The organism is Cryobacterium cheniae, assembly GCF_004403395.1.
Lineage (GTDB): Bacteria > Actinomycetota > Actinomycetes > Actinomycetales > Microbacteriaceae > Cryobacterium > Cryobacterium cheniae.
In genome coordinates this window covers 17,034-41,566 of the sequence record NZ_SOGN01000019.1, presented here as the reverse complement: position 1 = coordinate 41,566, position 24,533 = coordinate 17,034, and the positions used below count along the sequence as shown (strand labels likewise).

Annotated in this window: 19 protein-coding genes; 2 read left to right on the top strand and 17 right to left on the bottom strand. The window is 61.3% G+C overall.

Annotation, left to right across the window (positions count from 1 at the left end):
* Nucleotides 1-16: 16 nt before the first annotated feature.
* The 6 genes from E3T23_RS03485 to E3T23_RS03460 all read right to left on the bottom strand — a co-directional run bounded on the left by E3T23_RS03485 (nucleotide 17) and on the right by E3T23_RS03460 (nucleotide 7,277).
* Complete coding sequence (locus E3T23_RS03485) at nucleotides 17-1,330, bottom strand: UDP-glucose dehydrogenase family protein (protein ID WP_134369023.1); 1,314 nt, start codon at nucleotides 1,328-1,330, stop codon at nucleotides 17-19.
* Between the two features lie 98 nt (nucleotides 1,331-1,428).
* Complete coding sequence (locus E3T23_RS03480; RefSeq protein WP_134369022.1) at nucleotides 1,429-2,031, bottom strand: sortase; 603 nt, start codon at nucleotides 2,029-2,031, stop codon at nucleotides 1,429-1,431.
* A 4-nt stretch (nucleotides 2,032-2,035) separates the two neighbouring features.
* Nucleotides 2,036-3,655: a DUF4012 domain-containing protein gene (locus E3T23_RS03475; protein ID WP_166806184.1), complete on the bottom strand. Its 1,620-nt coding sequence runs from the start codon at nucleotides 3,653-3,655 to the stop codon at nucleotides 2,036-2,038.
* Nucleotides 3,656-3,965: 310 nt separating this feature from the next.
* The gene (gmd, locus tag E3T23_RS03470) at nucleotides 3,966-4,997 is read right to left on the bottom strand and encodes a GDP-mannose 4,6-dehydratase (protein ID WP_134369020.1); all 1,032 of its coding nucleotides are present in this window, start codon (nucleotides 4,995-4,997) and stop codon (nucleotides 3,966-3,968) included.
* A gap of 157 nt (nucleotides 4,998-5,154) precedes the next feature.
* Complete coding sequence (locus E3T23_RS03465; RefSeq protein WP_134369019.1) at nucleotides 5,155-6,330, bottom strand: DegT/DnrJ/EryC1/StrS family aminotransferase; 1,176 nt, start codon at nucleotides 6,328-6,330, stop codon at nucleotides 5,155-5,157.
* A complete protein-coding gene (locus E3T23_RS03460) occupies nucleotides 6,327-7,277 on the bottom strand; it encodes an NAD-dependent epimerase/dehydratase family protein (RefSeq protein ID WP_255570639.1) in 951 nt (316 codons plus the stop codon). Before E3T23_RS03460 ends, E3T23_RS03465 begins: the two co-directional genes overlap by 4 nt.
* A gap of 950 nt (nucleotides 7,278-8,227) precedes the next feature.
* Between E3T23_RS03460 and E3T23_RS03455 the strand changes: the two genes are divergently transcribed.
* Nucleotides 8,228-9,292, top strand: coding sequence for a hypothetical protein (locus E3T23_RS03455; RefSeq protein WP_134369017.1), 1,065 nt, complete (start codon nucleotides 8,228-8,230; stop codon nucleotides 9,290-9,292).
* Nucleotides 9,293-9,392: 100 nt separating this feature from the next.
* Nucleotides 9,393-10,367: a CgeB family protein gene (locus E3T23_RS03450; RefSeq protein WP_134369016.1), complete on the top strand. Its 975-nt coding sequence runs from the start codon at nucleotides 9,393-9,395 to the stop codon at nucleotides 10,365-10,367.
* Nucleotides 10,368-10,475: 108 nt separating this feature from the next.
* On the opposite strand, the gene E3T23_RS03445 is transcribed toward E3T23_RS03450, so the two are convergent.
* From E3T23_RS03445 to E3T23_RS03395, 11 genes are all read right to left on the bottom strand, one after another.
* Nucleotides 10,476-11,687, bottom strand: coding sequence for an MATE family efflux transporter (locus E3T23_RS03445; RefSeq protein ID WP_134369015.1), 1,212 nt, complete (start codon nucleotides 11,685-11,687; stop codon nucleotides 10,476-10,478).
* A complete protein-coding gene (locus tag E3T23_RS15125) occupies nucleotides 11,684-12,283 on the bottom strand; it encodes a glycosyltransferase (protein ID WP_166806183.1) in 600 nt (199 codons plus the stop codon). The genes E3T23_RS03445 and E3T23_RS15125 overlap by 4 nt, the downstream gene beginning before the upstream one ends.
* Nucleotides 12,284-13,050: 767 nt before the next feature.
* On the bottom strand, nucleotides 13,051-14,157 hold the full coding sequence (locus E3T23_RS03435) for a glycosyltransferase family 4 protein (RefSeq protein WP_134369013.1): 1,107 nt from the start codon (nucleotides 14,155-14,157) through the stop codon (nucleotides 13,051-13,053).
* A complete protein-coding gene (locus E3T23_RS03430; protein ID WP_134369012.1) occupies nucleotides 14,154-14,834 on the bottom strand; it encodes an acyltransferase in 681 nt (226 codons plus the stop codon). Before E3T23_RS03430 ends, E3T23_RS03435 begins: the two co-directional genes overlap by 4 nt.
* A gap of 98 nt (nucleotides 14,835-14,932) precedes the next feature.
* Nucleotides 14,933-16,090 (bottom strand): glycosyltransferase, encoded by a 1,158-nt coding sequence (locus tag E3T23_RS03425; protein WP_241977572.1) that lies wholly within the window; start codon nucleotides 16,088-16,090, stop codon nucleotides 14,933-14,935.
* Entirely contained in the window at nucleotides 16,087-17,568 is a 1,482-nt protein-coding gene (locus tag E3T23_RS03420) for a sugar transferase (RefSeq protein WP_134369011.1), read from the bottom strand. The genes E3T23_RS03425 and E3T23_RS03420 overlap by 4 nt, the downstream gene beginning before the upstream one ends.
* A gap of 17 nt (nucleotides 17,569-17,585) precedes the next feature.
* Nucleotides 17,586-18,488, bottom strand: coding sequence for a hypothetical protein (locus E3T23_RS03415; RefSeq protein WP_134369010.1), 903 nt, complete (start codon nucleotides 18,486-18,488; stop codon nucleotides 17,586-17,588).
* 74 nt (nucleotides 18,489-18,562) lie between these two features.
* Complete coding sequence (locus E3T23_RS03410; protein WP_241977570.1) at nucleotides 18,563-19,204, bottom strand: arsenate reductase/protein-tyrosine-phosphatase family protein; 642 nt, start codon at nucleotides 19,202-19,204, stop codon at nucleotides 18,563-18,565.
* Nucleotides 19,205-19,206: 2 nt separating this feature from the next.
* Complete coding sequence (locus E3T23_RS03405) at nucleotides 19,207-20,631, bottom strand: tyrosine-protein kinase domain-containing protein (RefSeq protein ID WP_134369009.1); 1,425 nt, start codon at nucleotides 20,629-20,631, stop codon at nucleotides 19,207-19,209.
* A 724-nt stretch (nucleotides 20,632-21,355) separates the two neighbouring features.
* A complete protein-coding gene (locus tag E3T23_RS03400) occupies nucleotides 21,356-23,713 on the bottom strand; it encodes a sensor histidine kinase (protein WP_134369008.1) in 2,358 nt (785 codons plus the stop codon).
* Nucleotides 23,714-23,727: 14 nt separating this feature from the next.
* On the bottom strand, nucleotides 23,728-24,381 hold the full coding sequence (locus tag E3T23_RS03395; protein WP_134369007.1) for a response regulator transcription factor: 654 nt from the start codon (nucleotides 24,379-24,381) through the stop codon (nucleotides 23,728-23,730).
* Between the last annotated feature and the right edge of the window lie 152 nt (nucleotides 24,382-24,533).

Sequence of the window (24,533 nt, the reverse complement as noted above, 5' to 3'; positions counted from 1 at the left end):
ACTTTGCTCGGGACGGTTACGGCCGCCCGATCCCCTGGTAGGTCCACCCGGCGGCACGCCATACGGCCGCGTCGAGGGTGTTGCGGCCGTCGATGATGATCGGCGTGCGCACAAGCGTGGCCGCCCAGACCGGGTCGATCTCCTTGAACTCGGCCCACTCCGTGACGAGCACGACGGCGTCGGCATCGCGTAGCGTCTCCTCGATGCTGCTCGAGTAATTGAGCTGCGGATGCCGCGCCCGCGAGTTCTCGATGCCCTGCGGGTCAGTCGCCACCACGTCGGCGCCTAGGCCGCGGAGTTGCACGGCCACGTCGAGGGCCGGCGAGTCGCGCACGTCGTCGGAGTGCGGCTTGAAGCTCAGACCGAGCACGGCCACCTTGCACTTGTACACGGGCTTGCCCAGCGCCTGTAGGGTCATGGCCACGACGCGCTGACGCTGCCGCAGGTTGATCGCGTCGACCTCCTTGAGGAACGCGACCGAGTCGCCGCGACCGAGTTCTTCGGCACGGGCCGTGAACGCGCGGATGTCCTTGGGCAGGCAGCCGCCACCAAAACCGACCCCGGCATTGAGGAACTTGCGGCCAATGCGCACGTCGAAGCCGATGGCGTCTGCCAGCTCGGTGACGTTGGCCCCGGAGACATCGGCGATTTCGCTCATGGCGTTGATGAAGCTGATCTTCGTGGCCAGGAAGGCATTCGCGGCGACCTTCACGAGTTCCGCGGTGGCGTAGTCGGTGACGATCAGGGGCGTCTCGGCTGCCATGGCCGAGGCGTAGACCTCGTTAAGCAGCGCAGTAGCGTGCTCGCCGGCTGCACCGGCCGGCACCCCGTAGACAAGGCGGTCGGGGCTGATGGTGTCTTTCACCGCGAAGCCCTCGCGCAGAAATTCGGGGTTCCAGGCCAGCGATGCACCGCTACCGGATGCCTCAATCACTCCGGCGAGGCGGGCGGCGGTGCCGACTGGCACGGTGCTCTTGCCCACGACGAGGTCGCCCGCGGCAAGATGCGGCAACAGCGACTGCACGGCCGTGTCCACGTAGGTGAGGTCGGCGGCATGACTGCCGGGCTTCTGCGGGGTGCCCACGCCGATGAAATGCACCCGAGCGCCGGCGGCATCGGCGATGTCGGTGCTGAAACGCAATCTGCCGGAGGCACGCGCCGACGTGAGGATCTCAGGTAGTCCCGGCTCGTAGAACGGCGGCTTGCCCGCGGCCAGCTGCTCGATCTTGTGCGCGTCGATGTCAATACCCACCACGTCGTGGCCGAGTTCGGCCATCGCCGAGGCGTGCACAGCCCCGAGGTAGCCACAGCCGATAACTGAAATCTTCATGCATTCACTCCCATAGCTTCAAGCCTATTTGCACCTGTCGGCCCCCGCACACGCAGAAGGCCCCGAACTCGCGTTCGGGGCCTTCTGCAAACTGAGTGTTACGCGGTCGCCTTCTGGCGACGAACGACGTTCAGCACGAGCACGAGTGCCACGCCGAGGAGAAGCGCGCCAGCGGCACCCCAGATGAGAAGAACCGGAGCTTCGTAACCGGTGTTTGCGAGGCCGCCATCAACGTCCTCAGCGGTGTCGGTGCCAGTGGTTCCAGCGTCAGCGGTAACAACCGTGATGGTGGCGGTGCCGACGTTGCCCGAGGTGGTGCCCGTTGCGGTGACAGAGTAGGAACCACTCGCGTCGGCCGGAAGGGTGAACTTGAACGTGACGGCACCCTGGGCGTCGGCGGTGCCGGTCATGGTGATCGTGGAGGTCGCGAAGCCCTCGCCGGTCACGGCGAAGGTTACGGTCTCGCCGGGGGTGAAGGAGCCGTCGTCAAACGTGACGGTCTGTTCACTGCCGGCAGTCGCCGAACCGCTGACGGAGATGTTGTCTGCCGCAATGTATCCAGCAGCGTTGGCTGCGGCCGGCACTGCGAAGATCGCGAGGAATGCCAGCGCGATAACTGCGAAAGTCTTTTTTGCCATGGTTGAGGGTCCCCCCGTAGAAATGAAAGTTGTGCCGACGCACAGGTGCGTCACCGACGACACGTCTCTACCATAGGGCAGATTCACAGCCCAATTCCAGTTCACGTGTTTCGTTTAGGTGAATTACGGGCGTCGATTGCGCAACGATCGGCGCGGAGGAGGGCTCCAGTCCCAACCAACCGAAGTGCAGGACTGTGGATTCTCCTGGCGCCAGCTCGACCTCAATGGCGCTGACCGGGTGCGAAGAGTCCGTGGCGGGATGATACGCAACGACCGAGTCATCCCGAGTCATACCCAGATTCTGCATGCCCGGCGCCCCGTAGGCAGACACGACGGTTTTTACGTTCCCGGGTGCAACCCCGTAGACACCGCCACCAGTTACGTAATCCGACAGGGTGATTGCCGCATCAGCAGGCGCGGTGTTACTCAACGTGACGGAAACACCATAGTTGGGGCGCTTGTCCTTTCGGCAGGTTACCTGGCCCACGGCGACCTGCATATCGAGGTACATACCCATCTTCGCGCCCGTCGCGTCGTTCAGGTACACACCAAATCGGGTGGCACTAGCGTTGCTCAGCGGCAGGCCGCCGGCGAGAGTCGTGTTTGTGAGCACTGCTTGGTCTTCGTCATTGGCGTTCCACACCAGAACGCGGTGCTCGCTGCCTGCCTGAGCCAGGGCCGTCACCAGTGCGACAGGGTCGGCGTCTCCCCGCGACACCGTCGAGAAAACGGATGCCGCCGCAGCAGCGAAGAACGCGTCTTGGTCGGCTGGATCCTCATACCGCGAATAAACATCGCTGAGTAACAGCTGCACCGCATTTTCGGCCGTCAGCACCTCGCCGGTAGCCAGAGTTATCGGACCTGTTGCCCTCAGGAGGTAGCTTAGGGACACCGGGTCGATTGAGATCACACCATCGGTCTCAAGGCCAAACTGCGTGCGCCACATTTCACGCGCGAGCAGCGCCGACTGCGGAAAGTCGGGCGTGAGGTTCACGTCTTGAATGTACTGGCCAGTGATATCGCCGTAGAGGCCGCGTGTTTCATCTGCCAGCGGTAGCACGGGTGTGTCATACCGAGGGAAGTCACCACTCGACGCCTGCTGCGCCAGCGTGATTCTTCCGTTCTCGGCATGAAGGAGTGCCACCGCACCGGCGATTCCCCCAGTGGCCCGCAGCTCCGCCGGGTTCTGGAACATCAGCACGTAGTTGCGCGGCCCGGCTGCACCCAACATGTTCGGCGCCAGACGTACGGCCCGATCGACGACGTCAACGCTCCCCGCAGCACGGGTAACGGCAGCCTCGAGCTGATCAGCGGCCCTTCGAACGACATCGAGCGTGTTGCCCGTCTGGATTGCCCGCACGGATTTCTCGGACACGGCCAAAGCCGTACTCGCGGCGGCGACCTGCGACCGGGCCTGAATAAGCGGCTGGAGGTCGATTGAACCGTCTACAGGCTTGAAGTCGCCCAGCTCGACAGAACGTGCGACGCCGACCAGCGGAGTAATGGCGCTCTGCGAAACGCCGTCAACAATAGCGGCAAGCTCGCGCACTGCGGTGAAGTTGGAGCCCAGAACAGGGACCAGTTCGAAGGAACGCCACACAGGGTCGTTCGTCAAACTTGCCGCACTCGATGCGTGAGCGGAGAGCTTCTCCGCGGTTTCCCCGGCCGCCTCGGCGTCTCCAGCCACAACTTGAGCCTGAATCATCGAGGCAAGAGGGACAGCGCTTTCGATCTCTCGCTTCGCTAGCATCCCCCGTGTACCGACCCAAGTCACGGCAACAACGACGAGCAGGACCAGTAATAGCCCTGACAATGTGACGATTCGGGATCGTCTGCAATGCAGGGAGCGGTGGACCGCCGATCTGGTGATCACTGTGAGCGACGTATCCTTCATGTATTGGCTGAATCCATGATGACAGATTCCGGTGGGGCAACGGCCCGCGCCTGCCCGGTTTGAACTTTGCAGGGCACACCCCGCGCTAGAGTCTGGGCTCGGACTACTTCGTCCCCCAGCTCTCGAGCTTCACTTCGTCTATATAGGGGTGCCCGGCGCGCTCCAGCGCAGCAATGTCCGCGTCAACCATGATTCGGGCAAGTTCCGCCGTGTCGACCTTTGCCTCCCAGCCGAGTTTTTCCCTGGCCTTCGATGCATCACCAACAAGTGCATCAACCTCCGTCGGGCGCAGGTATCGCTCATCGAATCTGACGTGGTTTTCCCAATCGAGGCCTGCGTGACTGAACGAGGTTTCCACGAAATCGCGCACCGTGAAGTTCCCGCCCGTGGCAAGCACGAAATCGTCGGGTTCGTCCACCTGTAGCATGCGCCACATGCCTTCGACGTACTCAGCCGCATAGCCCCAGTCTCGAACTGAATCGAGGTTGCCCAGGTAGAGAAATTCCTGTTTACCGGCTTTAACTGCAGCGACGGCGCGAGTGATCTTGCGGGTAACGAATGTCTCACCGCGACGAGGAGACTCATGGTTGAACAAGATCCCGTTCACAGCGAACATGCCGTAGGCCTCGCGGTAGTTCTTCGTCACCCAGTAGCTGTATACCTTTGCCGCACCGTAGGGCGATCGGGGGTAAAAGGGGGTTTCCTCGTTTTGGGGTGGAGGAGTAGCGCCAAACATCTCTGAGCTAGACGCTTGGTAGAAGCGAGTACTGATGCCGGACATTCGCACTGCTTCAAGAAGACGGATTGTTCCCATGCCCGTTGTGTCGCCAGTGTGTTCAGGTTCGTCAAAGGATACTCGGACATGAGACTGGGCTGCGAGGTTGTAGACCTCGTCCGGCTTGATTTCCGCCAACAAAGTAACCATGCGGGCCCCGTCGCCAAGATCGCCATAGTGAAGGAACAGCCTCGCCCCCGGCTCGTGTGGATCAACAAAGAGATGGTCGATTCGCACGGTGTTAAAGGTCGACGCGCGCCGGATCATTCCGTGCACTTCGTACCCCTTTGACAGGAGCAACTCCGCGAGATACGACCCGTCCTGCCCCGTGATGCCTGTAATGAAAGCGCGCTTCGTCAACTATTTCCCCATACTTTTCGGCGTGGTGGCCTGCGACCGCCACCGTTGTTCACAATAAGAATTGTTGTCCCCCGGAAGACTAATGATGCGTGTGTCCTTGAGGACTTGAATCAAGAAGGGGCGCTGGCATGCTTCTCTACTGCGCCCAACTCGGGAGTTAAACCACGCACTCGATCACCTCAAGTAGGAGATCCAATTCTGCTGGAATCGGATAGTGGTGATTTCCCACAAAGAGACCGTCAGCGTGAATCTTGTCAGCAGCCGGCAGATCAGTTGGAACCACCGTGCGGAGCTTCGACATCACGGGGTTTTTGGTGAAATTCCCTGCAACGATCGGCCTTGATTCGATGCCAGCTTCTGCTAACGCGGAGACAACCTGCGCTCGTCGTCCCTCGAGTCTTCCTTCCAGGACAAGGGAGAACCCAAACCAGCTGCTCGAGGCAGCCACTGACTGAATCCGAACATCCTCCACTGGCGCGAATCGTTCTGCGAACAGAATGGCATTCGCCTGCCGCCCAGCGACAAGCGATGGAACCTTCTTTAGCTGCTCTCGACCGAGGGCGCCCGACATTTCGAGTGGGCGCACGTTGTATCCAGGGAGCGCGAATCTGAACTGGTCATCAAAGTCCACACCGGTTTTGGGACAGATGAGGTTGTCTTGGGGGAGATCCCGTGTCCACCCGTGGGCGCGCAGGGAGACCATTGCCTGATACATGTAGTCATCATCGGTCAAGATCAGTCCGCCCTCCATCGTTGAGATGTGATGCGAGAAGAAGGAACTGAATGTACCTGCAAGCCCGAAGGTGCCTGTGAACTTTGAGTCAATCGATGATCCCAGCGATTCGCAGTTGTCTTCTATAAGCGTCAGGCCGTGTTCAGCACAAATGCCAGCCAATGTCATCAGGTCCGCCGGGTTCCCGAGGAGGCTGACGGCGAATATGGCTTTCGTTCTTGGACCGATCGCATCCACAACCAATTTGGGATTCATGTTGAGGGTATCGACGTCAATATCAACGAAACGAAGAACAAGCCCAAGTTGATGAATAGGGTAATACGTCGTGGCCCATGACACTGCCGGGACAATTACTTCGTCCCCAGGGTTCAGGTCAACGTCTGGATTCGCCACCGCCGCGGCGATCGCGATGAGGTTTGCACTACTGCCCGAATTCACCATTACCGCGTGCCGTGAGCCGAAGAATGCAGCGAACTCTTCCTCAAATTTCCGCACTTCGGGCCCCATCGTGAAGCGGCCAGTATCGATGACACGCTGCAGTGCGGCGTATTCGGCATCGTCCCAGGTAGACGTGGCTAGGGGGTACCGCGCAGTAGTCATTGTGTGGGAGTTTCTCTCGTTGAGTGGGAATTATTGGTTGGGGAGACATCAAGGAACCGACGGTACGCAATCCGCATCCCGTCAAGCAGTTCTGTCTGAGGGGCCCAGCCATGCTGCTTAGCTACGTCGGAACTCATCAGTTTTTGATGCATTCCTGCTGGCTTACTTGTGTCGAGAACCAGTTCGCATTTCCAGCCGACTACTTCCATGGCCGCCTGGTAATAGTCGAGCACCGAATGGTCTCTTCCGAAACCAAGGTTCATCATCGTCGGCCATGAATCGATACGATCCAAGTTCGCAACCACCCAGGATGCCAGGTCGCCCACGTAAGTGAATTCCCGCAGGGCCGTCCCATCTCCCCAAACACCAATTTGAGTTGAACCCGCAAGCTTTGCAGCATGCGCTTTGGCAATCGCGGCGGCGACCAGGTGTCCGTGGCCGAGAGAATAATCATCATCCGGCCCATAGAGGTTGGAGGGGATAACGACACGGAAGCTGCGCCCAAACTGATCTGCCACGTACTCGCAATATTTGGCCGCGACTATCTTAGAGAGCGCATAGCCTTCATTCGTGGGCTCGAGGGGCGCGGCCAGTAGGTCGGCTTCCATCAGAGGCTGCCGATAGTCACGCGGGTACATGCATGAGCTGCCGAAGTAGACAACCTTCTCCACCCCTAAGTCAAATGCAGCCTTGAGTACGCTGGAATCGATAAGAAGATTGTCCATCAAAAAACCTGCCGGATCCGCGATGTTCGCGGCAATCCCACCGACTCGGGCGGCCGCATGCAGGACGATTTCGGGCCTTGCGCCCCTAATCATTGCTTTCGTGGCCACGGCATCCGTCAGGTCGGCGTCCTCGCGCCTGACGACGATGAGCTCATCGTCGGGTCGCAGCCGGTCCCAAGAATCTTTGATGCTTCGCGCCAGCATCCCGTTTCCACCCGTCAATAATGCCCGCAAGTGACTCCCCCGCTTCGGTCTTGACGCTCATTGACGGCGCCAAACAATGATTCGAGCCTAGCCTGTCGCATTGTCCGGGCCCTCGTTGAGACCTAGTCAGCGTTCGGATTGCCTGACGAAATGGGTAAACGGTTCTTGACGCTAGGCCTCCGTCAAGTCGACTTGACTGTCAGCCTTGAGGGCTGCTGGTTGCGTGATCGATAGTGGGGCGAGAGATGTCGTTTCGGTGGCGATCAGCTTTGGCTCGTCTTGCCTGCTATTCGCCCTCAAGCTGGAGGACCCAGATAAGGGGCCAGGCTGACAGACCTTTGGTGACAGCACGGTTCGCACGCCTCGCGAAGCGAACACGAAGCCAGGCACGCAGAGTCGCCTTGTTTGGGCCGCGCGGCTATTCCAGACCAAGCTCTCAGACCGGACCGGCCCTGGTTCGGTGAGGCAACCCCATGGGCGCGTGGCTCCTCGTCCTGGCCTGCACTAGTGGGCTGGACTCACAACGATTTGCCTCGACATAAGCTCACTGCGTGACAGATTCGTCGGGCCGGAAGGCCCAATTTTTTCAGGGCCTTCTAAATGTCAGAAGCTCGGGTGCCGACGCACAGGTTTGCGGTCCATCGCACTGCAGATAGCGACAGGAATGATTGACTGGAATTCCCGGCTGGACTGTGCCGATCCAGTTTGAAGTAGTCTAAAAGCCCGGCATGAACGCTTCCAGAGGGTCCAAGATGTCAAGTACTCGCATTGGGAGGCTCTACTCGAACCCTTCAATCCGCACAGCGCCTTTTGTTGCGTTGACCCGATTCATGGCGGGGTTGGTTTTGGCGACTGCTCTACTTCGCGTACCGGGTATTTCTTCTCTCCCGATAGCTGCGATCCTCGGGTTCGCGCTCTTACCCGTCACGTTGAGGGGCCGATTCGGTTGGACCGCTGCTATTACGGTAATGACCGTCATATTAGGTGGCATCCTGCTGGCAGTCACGGTACCCGCTCGATTCGGTACGACAGGCAGTTTCTTCGTGGTGTCGGAAATGGTCGTTTGGCTGCTGGGACTTACGGTAGCTGCTCTCGCTTGTCGCTGGGCGTTTGGGCAGCTGCACTTGTCCGTCGCCCTGTTTCTCGTCGGTCTCGGGGCTGTCTTCTCGTCTCTGTTCCAGCTCGGCCAAACAGACAATTGGTGGAAGTTCGCGGGGAGCACCGGCGTCACCGTGATTGCCCTGCTATTGGTGGACCGCTTGCGGCCGTTTATTCGCCGGGGCACGTTGTTCGTCCTGATCTTCGCTAACCTCACGATGGACTTCCGGAGCATGGCGGTCCTGTGCATCGTCGTGCTACTGGTCGACGTACTGTCCAAGCCAGTTGGAAGATTGGGAGCACGGCGTCCAGCGAGTGTCCTGCTGTACCTTTCTGGGATCGTCGGGATAACTGCAATCACAATCAATCAGGTCATTGTCAGCGGACTTGCCGGTGCCGGCCTACAAGAGAGAGCCGTTCGACAGACAGCACTCGGGCAAAACCCAATCCTTGGAGGCCGAACAGAGTGGGGCGCCACCATGGAGCTCATGCGAATCTACCCTCCCGGATTCGGGGTGGGGAGCACGCCATCAACATTCGCCATGTCCGAAGCTATGACCGGCGTCAGGGGCGTGGGTGGAGACACAGCCGGTCCATATTTTTACAGCCAGGTTTTTGGCGATCGAGTGGACCTGCACTCTTCCTTAGCTAACGTTTGGTTCCACTTCGGAGTCCTGGGTTTTGTAGCCGCCGCCATCGTCGGGCTGTACTTATTACTGGGTGTGACCCGAATCTTCCAAAACGTTCGGCCCTTTGAGATGGCAGTTGCGTTCCTTGGGCTCCTGGCATGTTGGGACCTTCTATTCAGCCCTATGGCTTCCGCTGCCTCCATCGCAGTCGCCGCAGGCGCGATTGGCGGCAGTCGACCTTCGGCCAAGGTCATTGTGGCGCCTACTCCGTCGAACTCCGAGTACAAGAGTGCCATGCTCATTTGATTCATGGACTGAAGACGGAATGGCCACTCGATGACTAGGCGGAACGAACCTTGCAAGATCTCAAATATCAGGACACGCGCAGGAGAGGGAGGATGCACGAGTGACTACGCCCGAAACACCTAGTGTCACCTATATCGAGACCCGCAAGGGAGAAGAATTTTCCGAACTCATCCTGCAGGATCTTGAGATCGCCCTGAACTTGGCCGGGGCCCGCCCGCTGAAGGGACACGCCTGGCCGAGTTTTTGGGACGTATTTGGGCGGTCCTTCGCAAAGTTACGGCTGACACCCCCGCGCCTCTCGGGAGCCAAGACCACGTCGATAATTGGGCTTATGGGCTTGGCGGAGAGGCAGTTACATCCGTACGGCGCACTACACGAGATTGTCCCGTTCGTCTGGGATTGTTGGCCGTCGCGCGAGGCCGAGTGGCGTGATTTCATTCGGCGCTATGCTCTGAAGCGAATTGCGTTTACGTCCAGTCAAGCTGCAGAGTTCTGGTCGGCGGAGTTTCCCGATATCGAAATCCTGTGGCTTCCGGAAGCTATTGATGAAGCGCTCTACCTACCTGGTCCCAGCCTTTCATCGCGATCCACCTGCGTATTGGAAATCGGTCGACGCTACGCGGCAGGTCATGACATGGTTCGCGAAACGCTCGAGCGCCTCGGGCGCCAGCACCGCTTTAAGGATCCGCTGTCCCCCATGGTCTTTCTTCCGACGCGTGCAGATTTAATTTCAGCTCTCCAGGCGTCACAGGCGCTTCTGTGCTATCCAGGCGCCGTATCGCACCCAGATGGGCGCACCGGCCACTGGGAGTCCATGACACACAGGTATCTCGAAGCGGTCGCAACTAAGACGCTCATTGTCGGACACGTGCCTCAAGAAATGACGACTTTGTTCGGCTTCTGCCCGGGTGTGAACGTATCCCTGAGCGAGCTGCCCGATCTCTTGAAGACCTTGACCGACTCGCCTCACCTATTCCAAGACCGAGTAGATAGGGCACACTCGCGCCTTTTGGAGGTTGGGACCTGGGAAGTGAGAGTACAACAACTAATGCGCTTCGCTCGAGCATCCGACTAAGTTCTATTCCCTCAGGGAGAGGATAGACCAGAACGGCCGTTCATAGTGCCAGTTAAAACAGGGCCGCTCAAACTCGCTTGGCAGAAGTTGCCCTGTTTTCGCTGTGTGTCAACGCGGATCTACATCGCGGGGCCGCGAAGGATGAATTCGCACCAGTACGTAGGCACATACACCTGCAATCAGGCCGTATTGGGCAGCAGTAGCCCAAGCAGCGCACTCAATCCCAACTGCGTATGCAGAAAAGACCACAACCAACGATGCAGGCACTGTCACGGCTACCGAAGTGACGAAGAAGACTCGCCCCTTGCCGAGGGACGTGAAAGTCGAGGCGATGGGCACGTTGGCGGCGACGAAAACCAGCGCTACCAACCCAGGCAGCAGCAGCGGAGAATACTGAATGTACTCGCGCCCTGAGACCAAAAGAATCAGAGAGTGCGAAGCTGCAAGCACGACAAGACCAGCTGCGCCCATCAGGACGGCGAGGACGCCGCCTCCGATGACTGCATGCTTTGCGGTCCAATCGTCAGTTCCTTGCTTGGAGATCCAAAGAAGCAGAGGGGACGCGAAGGCAAGAACAGCTGTCAGTAAAGGACCCAAGAGTATTTGCATCGCACGATACCCCGCGAAGTCCTGCGACCCCACGGCGATAGCCGTTGCGGTAAGCGCTGCCTGAATGGTCCCGTTGCTTACAAGGAATTGCCCACTGTTCCAGAGACCGAGACTGCCAGTGAATCGGAAGAATCCGACCCGGCGATCCACCCCGTTAGATGCCCGACGGACTTGGACCAGCAAGAGCAGGGCAGTAACTGAAGCGCCGACTGACCAAACAAGGATCGTCGTTCCAGTGTCCTGTACGCCGGTGACTGCGAGCCAGGCGGCAGCCAGACTACTCGCAATCCAGACGGCGTCCCCGCGTAGGAGGTCAGCTGCGGTCCCGCTCGACGCCACCGCATAACGAAGACCATCTTGGAGAACAATCAGCCCAGCCATAAGCGGCAAATAGATCGGGATACTGGCGGGCATTAGTGCCCAGGCAACCGTCATTCCCACCGACGCGAACGCAGCAACACCTGCAACGACCATCACCCCGGACACAGCAACACTCACTGATCGCGATGCGAAGACAATCATCATGTCCCCAACGAGGCTGCGTTGAAACGCAACAACAAAGTAGACGAATGTCAGCGCCAAAGATGCTGAGCCAAACTCCGCCGGGCTCAGCCCGCGCAGCAGGACCAGATTAAGTAGAAAATTGGAAAGCGAAAAGACAGCTTGAGAGAAGGAAAAGGAAAAGCTACGACTCTTGAAGAGCCTTCTCACGTCGATTCCGCTTTAAGAATCGACTCAACTATCGGCCTAGGAAAGACTGCAGAATTATTTGGATCCAGCTGAAGAGGGGGAACTCGAGTTCCCAACGCAATGCGAATGGCCCGCGATAGCTCCGCCGCAGAGGTGTCCTCAGCAACAACGACCCCCGGAGTTCCTCTCAATTGTGTTGTCAGAACCTTGGACCCTCCGACAACTAACGCCGTGCCCAAGGCGAGTGCTCTCAGCGCTACTCCGCTGGAAGCGGAGTAGCGGTAAACGGCTGCGACCACGTCGGCGCTCTCCAGAAGATGGTCAAACACAACATCCGTGAGCCGACCTGAGATGTACACAATTCCAACGTTGGTCTCTGCTGCCGACCGCAGCGCCTCGTGGGTGGGTGGCTCCGCCACGCCCGCAAACACTAGCGACGCGCCTTCAATTGGAGCCTCATTCCACATGTGCAAAAAGGAGTCCACATGTTTTCCTGGCCCAAGCATGCCGATCACCAAAATGATCTGATTCTCAGCCGGAAGGCTTCCGCCGTATGCTGATCGGGCCTCAGCGACCCCAACAGGTTGACCGACTTCAAATGCTGAGGAATCAACCACCGGAATAAGTTGCACCCATCTGTGCCATTTGGGGGGCGCTCCAATCGGGAGCTCAAGCACGTACGCACGAAACCCCGGGATCAACATTCGCAGTGCGAAAAGCAAGACAATCTTCACTGCAAACGCCGCCCGCCCGCCCGCCCGGGGCTGTCTGCTCAACCTGAAGAATAAGGCATGAACATTTAGGTGGTTCCTACGAAGTCTCAGGGACTTGCGCAGCATCGAAGTTAAAGCGTCGTCCGCGGATGAGAAGACGAGGTGACTTGGCCCCGCATCGATGCTGTTGTCGATTGCACGGCAGTACCACCTCGACCACCCCTCCTTCTCGCCGTCAACGTCTGGCGCCTCGGCTGTGGCAGGCAAGTCATGCGCATTCAATGAATCGTCAAGGAGCCGAAACCAGTGCGCATGGTGACCGACGCCGATGCCCGCACTCGGATCGATAATCCTGACCCTTTGGCCTCCATTATTCGATCGAGATTCTGGCTTCAACTCACCGCGTAGTGCGCCTGATTTCATTTCCGAGCCCTTTCATATGATGTCTGCTGCGCTTGGGAACGCCGCTCAGCCCAGCAGCAGTGCGGTGAGGGGAGGTGAGCGAATCCCCTCCCAGCCCGTGCGTTGATCCTCTCGATGTTGTGACGACTCCTGCACTTCGTCCGGGAGAAGACGGCCCGTTGCCCTTCAAAGGCAACACGAGCAGCGCGACGATCGTGGGAACCCATTTGTGCCCGATGCTCTGCGCGTCCGTGGAACACAGTGATATGTCAAAACAGGGTCGACCAAAATTCGACGAAACGAACTCGAAACTTTTCCGACGAATAGCTCTCTTCATAATCAGCACGCGCCTCTCGTCCCATGCGAATTGCCCTTTCCCGCGTCGCTTCAGTTTGAAGCAGGAGGCGCAACTCGGAGGCATTCCGCGACGGGAACTTCAGACCGGTGTGTCCATGCTGGACGATTCGAGCGAGGCCGCCGGCGTCGCTCGCTATAACTGGACGTGCACGTGCAAAGGCTTCAATCGCGAGTAGGCCAAACGGCTCTGGAGCATCCGATGGAATGATCACGAAGTCGGCATAGTCAATGTGCTTTGTGACATCGTCAGTCTCGCCGACGACAGACACGGAGCCGGGGTGTTTCAGCGCTTCCACGAGACCCTCCACATCCACTCCTTGACCAAGGGGTGGAGCGGACCCTGCGATCACCAAGAGACCCGGCGCGACGTTTGAGTCCCATGCCTCGAGAAGTGTCTCGTGTCCTTTCCAGGAATTCCAGCGACTCCCTATGAAGAAACGCACCGGCCCCGAGCGATCAACAATCGGCCCGTAAGCGGGATCGCGATCGGGCACACCATTTGCGATGGTAACAGCTCTATTCGCGATTGGTCCCCTCAAGGACTTAAGAGAGGCATCCGAAATGGCGACAGCGTTGGTACATGCTCGCGCCAGGATCCCGAGAATCCAGCTTTCCCGGTCAGTCCATATTTCCTGGTTGTAGAGCACAACACTCTTCACGCCAGCTAGGCGGGAAATAGGCGCGAATGTGAGCACGGCACTGGTCATACAAAAAACGGCATCAGGGGCCATCTTCCGCAGAGCAAAGGTCCCGGCAATCATCCCCTTGAACAATCGAGCAAGGCCTGGCGCATTCAGGTACTTTCGGCGCAGTACCGGCATGGCACGAACCTCGTAGCCAATTCCGGCTTTCGTCAGGTGAGTGCTCAGTGAGTTGGCAGCAGATGAAGTGTCGTCCGGAAGCCACACAGTCGGCTTTACGCCCTCGGGAAGCGCAGCCAAAACGCGAAGAAGCATCCTGTCGGCCCCATACATTTCGTTTGAGGAATGAACGAAAAGCACGTTTCGCGAATTTGTCATTTTTCGGCCCCCGCAACGCGATACTTCATGACTTTCGCTGGGACGCCAGCGACGACTGCGTAATCAGGAACATCCGTCGTGACGACACTGCCCGCCGCGACGACAGCACCTCGACCGACCGTGATGCCGGCTGTCAAAGTAACTCCAGAGGCTATCCAACAGTCATCACCGATTTTCAGGTAACTGCGTGTGACGCCCTGTGACTTGATTGTTTGATCCGTATGTTCGAAATTGTGGTTTTCAGAGAAGAGCCGAACCCCTGGGCCAATCATGACATCAGACCCGATGACTATTCGCCCTGAGCATCCTATAAAGCAATCTGCGCCGAAACTGGATCGATCTCCTACTTGCAGGCCGATTCCTATTTCGCCCCCGTAGTAGCTCGAGGGGCGAATCAAGGTTCCACTTCCAACAGATACATCGCGCCCGAACACTATCCCTTCCCTGGATAGCCCCTGAATCTCAGCAGAATCTTCGACAACGAGCCGCCCGGCATGTGAAACGAATTGAGCGTTCCTTATCCTCGATCCGCGGCCGAGCAAGAGAAGCCCCTTTGAACTCCCCAAGAACGGCTTCTTCAGCAGTCCCCTAGCAAACATCATCAATACCTTTACAGCCCACTGCGAATGGACCAGATGCATATCTGCCGACGGCAGACCTGTGAAGCGGGTCTTCATGTGTTCCGATTCTCCTCAAACCATTTTTGGCACGGACACGAACTGTGTCAAAGAACCGGCTCCCCTACCTAACCGAGGCAAGTCTGTCCCTCTCAGAATTATTTGTGCAGCAGGCGAATAAGCGACTCTTCATAATCTCGAGAAATCGCATCCCAGGAGTAGAACGCCTCCGCGCGAAGCCTGGCAGCCTCGCTGAACTCAGTTTGAAGTGAGGAGTCGCTCATGAGCTTCCGGGTCATCTCCACAATGGAGGCGACGTTGGGCACCACGAACGCACCAGCGGTCCCCAGCACCTCGCGGTTGTAAACAGTGTCGCGTGCAACGGTTGGTGCACCGCAGGCCATAGCTTGAACAAGCGCCGGATTCGTTCCCCCCACGCTGTGGCCGTGGAAGTAGACGCCCGCGTGCTGCCAGAGTGAAAGCAGACGCCGATCGTCGCTGATATGCCCGAGCCAACGGATATTTTCGGAGTGAAGCGCCAACGCACGAATCTTGTCCTCCAGCACCCCGCCATAACCTGAGGATCCCACGATGACGACCGGCCATGAACGGCAGAGTACTTCAGCCGCTTCGAGAAACTCGGGGATCGTGTTCTCGGGTACAAAGCGCGCGACGACAAGCACGTAACCGCGGTGGGTCAGCCCATCCTCCGCTGGCAATTCCTCTGCTATCTCCCCCCCATACGGAATGAAGATACCTTCGCGGCCGAAGTCCGTCTGCCACCGCGCTGCAATGGCACGAGCATCGAAAACCAAGCGAGTGCCGAATCGAGCGGTGAGCTTGGCACCGGTGCGAAAGACTAACTTCGCGAATCGTCCCCACTTGGCTCGGTCCCATTCAATGCCGTCGACATTCACCAGCGTGGGGATTCCACGAAGGCGCAGGATTGGAAGCCAGAAGCCGTTTGCCACGTTCATGACGAGAGCAACGTCGGGTTTTGTCCTTGAAGCATGGAGGCACGCTGTCAATCCGTAGGACAGCGTACTCAAAGACTTCGTCTCCAGCCCGCTCGTTTCCTTGCGGATAATTCTCGGATCGAGCGACGGATCGCTGTCGCGAGTTGCACCCGGGCGCCCGTAGACAATTACATCCCAGCCCCGATCGGCAAGATATGGAGCGAGCCGACGGACCGCCGTCTCAAAGCCCCCGTAGTAGCTCGGGTAGCCGCGCGTACCAATAATGGCGACTCGCGGTTTGGCTGAACGCTGGTTTGACAACTCAGAGGAAGCGTCAGCCCCTCTGAACGGCAAACTCAAAATGCACCTTCCTTTGCTAAAACGGCCTTGAGAGTGCGCCAAAGAATGACAAGGTCGCCTGCCAGAGACCAATTCTCGACATAATAAAGATCAAGACGCACGCTCTCCTCCCAGGATAGGGACGATCGCCCGTTCGTCTGCCAGAGCCCTGTGATGCCGGGTTTCACAAGGAATCGCCTGTGAACGTGCTGCTCATACTTCTCAACCTCGGATTCCAACGGCGGACGGGGGCCAACGAGCGACATACTCCCAGAAAAGACGTTGAAGAGCTGAGGCAATTCGTCAAGACTTAAGCGGCGAAGGCGTGACCCGAGGGGCGTAATCCGAGGGTCATCCTTCATCTTGAACAGGACCGAATTTCCCTCTGCACGCTCATCCTCCTGAAGGTCGGCAAGCAGATCTTCCGCATCCGGGACCATCGAGCGAAACTTTAACATTCTGAAGGCCACGCCATTGATGCCAACTCGGGTCTGGTGGAAGAGCACAGGGCCTGGCATCCCGATGCGGACCGCAAGTGCAATGAGCCCCATAAGCGGTGAGAGGAGTAGGAGGAGGAGCCCAGACCCCACCACGTCGACCGCGCGCTTGGTGAAGAGTTTCTTCCCATCAAAACGGGGAGTCTCAACGTGGATGAGTGGCAATCCTGAAACAGGTCGAGTGTGAATTCGAGGACCACCGATATCTGTCAGTCTGGGGACCAACACCAAGTGGTGTTGACCGGGTTCCAGGCCCCAGCTGAGTTCGCGCATTCGATCGGGAGTCATTTCATCGCTACCAGTGACTATGACTGTGTCCGCATTGGCCAAGTCGAGAGCGAGATGCAGATCGTCGAGACCTCCGAAAACGGGGATCTTTGTGTCCCCCAAGTAGTCCCCGCTTCGCCCTCCCTCGACGCAGGCACCGACGACAAGATATCCGGCACCAGGTTGTCGACTCAGTTCGCGGTGAATGCGAAACGCCGACGATTGGGAACCAACCAGCACTACGCGAGCAGAGAATCTTCCACGAAGCCGCTGCACGACCAGCCACTGCCTCCACATCCACCGGGAACAGGTAAGCACAATTATGCCCAGAGGAAACGCGATGAGGATATAGCCGCGAGCCACATCAATATGAAAAAGATAGGCGATGATCGCCACCAGCCCGAAAAGCCGGATCGACGCATTCGCAATGAGCTTGTACTCGTCGGGCCCCGTGCCCAACACTCGATACCCCCGAGAACCATACACTCCAAGCAGAGTCATCCAGCTCACGATGATGACCAGGGAAACCAAGGTGTAGCTGATGCTCAGGTCGCTGGCGTTCCCGCGAAAATCGAGATCTGCCGTATCAAGTCCAAACCAGAGAATCTGGACCCCGAAGACCACCCAGATGAGAACGAGTAAGTCTGTGATGGCCAAGCGTGCGGCATAAATGATACGCCAGTCACGAGATGAATTCTGGACCGCAGGTGCGACCGTTACTGTTTCTTCGTTCATTCCTCCGGCTCGGCAGATTACTGCCAGGCCATTCCCCCGTCTGATGATCGTTTCAGTTCGTTACCCGCCCAGAGCCAAAGGGTACCAGAGGCCTCAGACACGGCAACATTGCCCGGCATGATCTCCATCGGCGTATCGACCAGGAGACAGCCTGCCGACGTGACCGTGGGGGATTCGGCCGGCAGAGCGACAAGCTGCACTCCCGCACATTCCGGAAGACCGACCGCAACAATAATGTAACCTGCTTGAGTCATATTCAGGTTAACGGCGCCGGGAACTGTGACGGCCGATGACCAAGTTGCGGCGGCATTCGTGGTAGTAAAAATAGTCTGTTCATCGCACAGCACGGCGGCCGAATTGGCGTCGCGGGGCGCGAGGGCAATAACGGCCGGGCAGGGCGCAGCGGCGTCGCCGGCAGGGCTGTGCACCACGGCTCGGTCGGCCGGATTGACGAACCAGGCCCCGCCGAGCTTCTCGGGATAGGACTTAAAAGTGTCGCCACCCACGAAAGTCTGGACAAACTCGGGGGCGCAGTCGGTCGCGGACAGGCCCACGAACTCTATAATGCTCTCGCTCGTGGCCTTAAGGGCCTGCGGTGCGGTGACCTCGGTGGGGCCGGTGGCGCTCTTTGATTCCCAGGTGGCTCCGGAGTCGGTCGTGAGTTCGGGAGTCGCCGGGGTGGCGGGGCACTCGCCAGTAACCACCCGCCAGGCCGTGGTGTCGTCGACGGCAGAGAGGAAGCGGGCGGGCGGCACTGCCACGCCAGTTGGTGCTGCCGGCTTGGCGGCAGGATCCGGCGTGGTGGCGGGGTCGCTCGTGGCAGCGAGTCTGGGAGCGGACCGAGGTGCCTCGGCTGTGACGCCGGGGCGGGTGGAGTTGAGCGCGAAGGCGATCAGGGCGATGTCGGCGAGGAGAAACATTGCGACGGCGAGGTAGACCCAGACGCGTCGAGTGGAGGAGTCGCGTGGAATATGGCGAAGTGGGCGGGCCATGGTTACGGGCGCCCGGTCGCCGCGGAGAGGGCGGCGGTGATGGTGGTTACGGCCTTGTCGATTTCGACACCTACGCGGTCGTATACCTCCGCGGAGCGGCGGTAGGGGTCGTCGATGTCGTCGTCGTTGGGGTCTAGCGGGGGAAGAGCTAGGCCCTTCGTGGTGGAGATTTCGGCGAGGAAATTGTTGATGGTGGGGGTTTCGGCAGGCTCAACCACCGGGAGCTCGACATCCGAAAGCTTTGCGGTGACCAGTCTCGCAAACTGGTTGAGGGTATAGGCGTAGCGGTTGGCACGGGGGTGGAGGGAGACTACCTCGCCTCGGTGCTCCCGGGTGGCGGTGAGGACGATGTCGGCGGCCGCGATGCGGTCCGCCGTGAGCTGCTGCGCGGCGTGGAGTGTGGGCTCCGCGCCGTATCGGGTGGCCAGGAAAGCTGCCTCGTCTGTCATCGGGTGGTTGACCATGGCGCGGGTTCCGGCGCTTGTGACGATGGCGGGGATGCCAGCCGCGGTCAGGCGGGATTGGAGGAGTTTTTCGGCGAGGGGGGACCGGCAGATGTTGCCGGTGCAGACGACCAGGATGTTCAAGGTGTCCGTGGGGGTGGTCTCGACAACCGGGAGGTCGACCGACGAGTGGTCGGCCACGGTCAGCGCCCTGCCTTGGCTAGGGCGCGTGCCTTGCGGGAGTTGGGCTCGGGGGTCTCTTCGGCGCCGTAGCCGTAGCCGTAGCCGTAGCGGCCGTAGCCGTAGGAGTCGGGGCCCTTGGTCGGCAGCATGGTGAGCACCATGCCGGAGATTGGGGCACCGACGTTGTCGAGGGCGGCAATTGCGCCCTTGAGCTGGTTCTTGTGCGTGCGGCCGGCAGCCACCACGATGATCGCGCCGCCCACGTTCTTGGCGAGAATGGCGGCATCTGTCACCGGCAGTAGCGGCGGCGCGTCGAAGATGACCACGTCAAAGGTCTTGTTGAACTCGCCGATGAAGTGACTCATGCGTGCCGAGCCGAGCAACTCGCTCGGGTTCGGCGGCACGTGCCCGGCGGGCAGCACGAAGAGCTTGCCCTTGCCCCAAGGCTGGATGATATCTTTCAGCTCGGCGCGGCCGACGAGCAGGTCGGTGAGACCCACGGTGCCGTCGATGCCCATGTAGTCGTGGATCTTGGGACGGCGCAGGTCAGCATCGATGAGCAGCACGCGGGCGCCCGAGTCGGCGAGCGCGATGGCCAGGTTCGCGCCCGTGGTGCTCTTCCCCTCGCTCTCGATGGAGGACGTGATCACGAAGCTGCGATCCGTGCGGCCCACGTCGAGGAACTGCAGGTTGGTGCGCAGGGTGCGGAACGACTCGGCACGCGGGCTGCGCGGGTCGACGTGCACGATCAGCGGGCGTTCCTGTGCCTTGGGGTCGAAGACGATGCCGCCAAGGATCGCGACGTCCGTCACCGATTCCACGTCGCGCTCGGTGCGAATGCGCGTGTCGAGCGTCTCGCGTAATACGGCCAGGCCCACGCCCAAGGCCAGACCCACGAGGAAGCCGAGCACGATGTTGAGGGGCACGTTCGGGCTGACCGGCACGGACGGCACTGTGGCCTCCTGCGCGCGGGTGAGCTTGACCGGGGAGATGGCGTCGGCGGCCTCGGGGGTCTCAATGTCTTCAACGACCGCGGTAAGGCTCTGCGAGGCGGCATTGGCGATGTCCGCAGCGCGCACTGGGTCGGTGTCGATGACGGTGATTTCGATGATCGAGGTGTCGATAGGGGCTGAGGCAGTGATCTTGCCCGCAAGCTGGTCGGCAGTGGTGCCAAGGTCGAGGGTTGCGATGACCGGGAGCAGCACGATGGGGGTGGCCACGAGGTCGGAGTAGGTCTTGACCCGCTGCACAGTGAAGCTGCTGCCCTGGGCGAGGTCACTCGTCGTTCCGCTGGCCTGGGTGGAGACGAAGACCTTTGAGGTGGCGCTGAACTCGGGCGTCTGCAGAATGGAGTAGGTAGAGGCTGCACCGACGGCGACGAGGGTGAGTAGGACGATCAGTACCCAGCTCTTTCGCAGGATTCGAATGTAGTCGCGAAGCTCCACGCGGCGGCCTTTCCTCAACGAACGGATCAAGGCCCGAACTTTGAACCCCTTTCTAGTTTTGCATAGTTCCCGAGCGCTCAGGTTCCGTTGCTCCGCGCCTAGGGTGTCGGCTGAAGAACGGGCCACTGAGGGAAGCTCGGGGGTCTCGACAGGCTCGACCACCGGCCGTTCGCACCCGCGTTTCACGCGGGCGGTTGCGCTGCCGGTGGTGGCCCCGGTTACGGCGGGCGCGGTTGCGGTGAGTGCGTAGGTTCCGATCTTTCCAATTCCGCAGCTGGAGAAGGTGGCCAGGCCGGAAACGGGCGGCCCTGGGTTGGTGGTATAGGCCAGCGCAACGCCGGCCGGACTGCCGGTGATGCTCAGTGCCACCGGCGTGGTGTTCGCGGTGGCGGTCTGCCCCGCGGCACCCTGAAGCGCGACGATCGATTGGCCGGTGAAAGCGAGCCGCCGGTGGCCCCGGCCTGCTGGGAGATGAACGCCATCTTCGCGCGGGGATGGGTGACGGTGAAATACATCAGTGGGCGGGCTTTGGGGGTAAACCCCGCCCACTGACGGTCTGGGTTGGTTGGAGGTCAGGGCCCTTCACAGCGCCTGAAAAAGTCCCCCAATGAGGACCGGGTGTGTCCTCATTTATGGGGACCTGTGTCCTCATAAACGAGGACACTACGGGATGCGCCGGGGCTGGTGCTAGCGGGAGCGATACCCCAGTTCGGGGCGACTTTGGCTAGGTGGGCTGGAGGAGGCCGTCGGGGGTGACCGTGAGCATCCGTGACTCGCCGGCCTCGACCACGATCGAGGCGATGGTGGGCCGGTCGGCGGGCAGCACCCGGGCGGTCAGGCGGCCGTAGGTGAGGGTGTCGAGCTGGGCGGCCACGATCGCGGCCGCGGCGGCCAGTTGCAGGGGCGGACGGTCGGCGCTGTCGTCGAGCAGGGTCACGTCGACGCCTCGGCTGCGGGCGGCGCGGGCCGCGCTGATCACCGGCTCCACGAAGAGCGAGCGCCCCCGGATGGCATCGCGGAGGGTGGCCTCCACGAGCAGGCAGTCCGCGCGCAGGGTCGCATCGATCTGCTTCGGGTCGGGCTGCAGGGCGTCGGGCTGCAGGGCGTCGGCGAGGCGCTGCAGGGTGGGCCGGGCCAGAGTGTTCAACCGGGTGAGCTGGGTTTCGCGCTCCTCAAGGGCCGCGGCCGCCGTGGCCGCGGCCGCTCCGTTCAGGGCCCGTTCCCGGTTCAGCCGGGCGAGGGCCAGGGTGGAGCGCTTCAGGCCCACGGCGAACAGGGTTCCGGCGAGCAGCGTGCCGGCGTGACGGATGGCCAGGTTGACCCCGTCGAGCAGCGTCTGCCCGTTGAGCAGCGCCCAGACGATCGAGATGACCATGATCATGGCGTAGCCGTACCAGGCGAATCCGGGCCGGCCGCGCACCGCCAGCACGACCAGCATCATGGTGATCGCCCCGAGGTGCCAGTGGGCGAACGGGGTCGACCCGACCGGCGGAACCGGGAACGCCGTGGCCGCCGCTGCCAGCCCGCACAGCGCGAGCACCACGATCGCATGCCGATTCGACACCGGGTCGGGCACGACGAGGGTGAGCCAGGCGGCCGCCGCGCTCACTGCGAGGAATCCGAGGATCTCGTAGGGCAGGGTCCAGAGGGGTTCATCGTCGGCGAAGGCGAGAACGGCGTGCACGGCGATGAATCCCACCAGGATCGCCGTGGACATGGACTTCGGCAGGCGGGTGATGCCCTGCTGTTGCAGGGAGGGGGCTGGTGCCGGGGCTGGGGTTGCCGGTGCTTGTGCTGGCGCTGGTTCTGGATCTGGTCCTGCAGTCCGTGCTGCGGGTGGGCCTGCGGGCGCGGGGGTCCAGGAGACCACCACCTCGGTGCCGGCGCCGGGGCGGGAGCGCACGGCGGCGGCACCGCCGGAGAGGCGCTCCATGCGGCCGATGATGCTCTGCGCGATGCCCAGGCGCTCGGCGGGCACCCGGGCGGGGTCGAAGCCGACACCGTCGTCGTGCACGGCCACCCGGATGCCGCCCTGGTAGCTGCGCACGGTGAGGATGCGGGCCACCGGGCGGTGTGGCGGCGTGCCGGGACGCTGCTCGGGATCCGGCACACCGGCCGCGGCGACCGAGTTGCGGAGGGCCTCGCCGACGGCACCGAGCAGGGCGGTCACGGCTTGCGCGGGCACCGTGAGGGTGCCATGCAGATGGGAGGTGATCTCGGCATCCGGTGCCAGCTCGCCGACCAGCTGCTCGAGGCGCCGGGTCACCTCGGCGCCGGGCACGCTCGGGTCGGGCTGTGGGGCGCGCAGGGCGTCGAGCCGCACCAGGGTGTCGGCCGCGTGCCGGCTCAGCACCGGCACCGGGGTGCCTCCGCGGCCGGCCATCAGCAGGGTCGAGATGACGCTGTCGTGCACCAGGGCGTCGATGGTGAGGCGTTCGCGTTTGCGGGCCAGGCGGTCGGCCCGGCCGACGAGCTGCGCGCGAGCGAGCGTGGCGGCCTGGTCGACCTTGATGGCGCTGCGGCGGGCCATGGTGGTCAGCCCCACCAGCATGCTGAGCAGCAGGGCCGAGTAGAGGGCGTCTTCGACGCCGACCAGCACCGGGTGGGGATCGGACGAGGTGGCCGCCCGCACCAGCCCGCTCATCGTGCAGACCAGCACCAGGTAGGCCCACGCCGTGCGGTCGCGGGTGGTGGCCACCGCCACGGCCATCACGGGCACGCCGGTGAGGGTGATCGCCCAGGGGATGTCCGCGCCCGCCGGCAGCGGCTCCGCCCGCATGGTGAGCCAGAAGAGGAGCAGCAGCACGAAGAGCGCGCCCTCGGCGAGCGCGATCACCCGCAGCACCCGCAGCGGCACCCGCACCGAGAGCAGGGCGAGCAGCACCGGCAGCCCGAAGATCAGCAGCCACGCCGCCATCGATCCGGGGCCCTCCTCCTGCCAGGCCTGCCCGAGGACGGTGCCCAGGGAGAGCAGCCCGAAGACGAGGGCGGTGGGTCCGAGGGAGGCGTAGATCAGGCGGGCCAGGCGCTCGGTCGCGGACTGCGTTCTGGCCTGCCGGGGGGTGTGCGACTTGGTCTGCATTGTGCTCGGCCGGGTCACGGCTGGCCGGGGATGGGCAGGAGGCCGTCTTCCAGCGCACGCTTGTAGAGGTCGATCTTGGTGTTCGCCGGGCGGCCGACGCGCTCGTATTTCGAGCGCACGCGACGGATGTAGTCGATCACCGTGGCCTCGGAGAGCCCCATCCGGGAGGCCACCAGCGGTGCCTTCGCGCCCGCCGCGTAGAGGGAGAGCGCCTCGCACTCCCGCACGCTCAGGCCGGCGTCGGAGAGGTCCGGGTCGCCGTCGAGGGCCGCGGCCCACTCGGTGGAGACGATGGTCTCCCCCGCCGCCGCGCGGGTGACGGTGTCGAGCAGCACCGCGGTGGGCTCGGACTTGCGCACCACCCCCAGCACGCCGCTGCGCGCGGCGGCCCGCATCAGGGCGGCGTCGTCGCCGCCGGTGAACGCGAGCACAGCCGCTCCCGCGCCGCGCAGCCGGTCGACGTTGGCTGTGACGGTGGACCCGTCGGAGAGCCGCAGGTCCAGGATGACGAGGTCGACGGGCGTCTGCTGCTCCGCGGACTCGAGCAGTTCGGTCACGGTCGCGACCGTGGCCACCACCTCGATCTCGGGGATCGTCGCGAAGAGGCCGGCGAATCCGCGGGCAACGATCTCGTGGTCATCGATCAGGGCTACTCGAAAGCGGGTCATCGGTGATCCTTGGATTCGGGGTTCGGGTGCCTGCCGGGGTCTCGGGCAGGGTTCAACGACTTCGGAAAACTGGCCCCTGTTCTGGTGCCACAAGAAGTAACGGCTGGTCAGAACGGGAAGCGGTCAATACGTTGGGCAGTGGGGAAAACCGA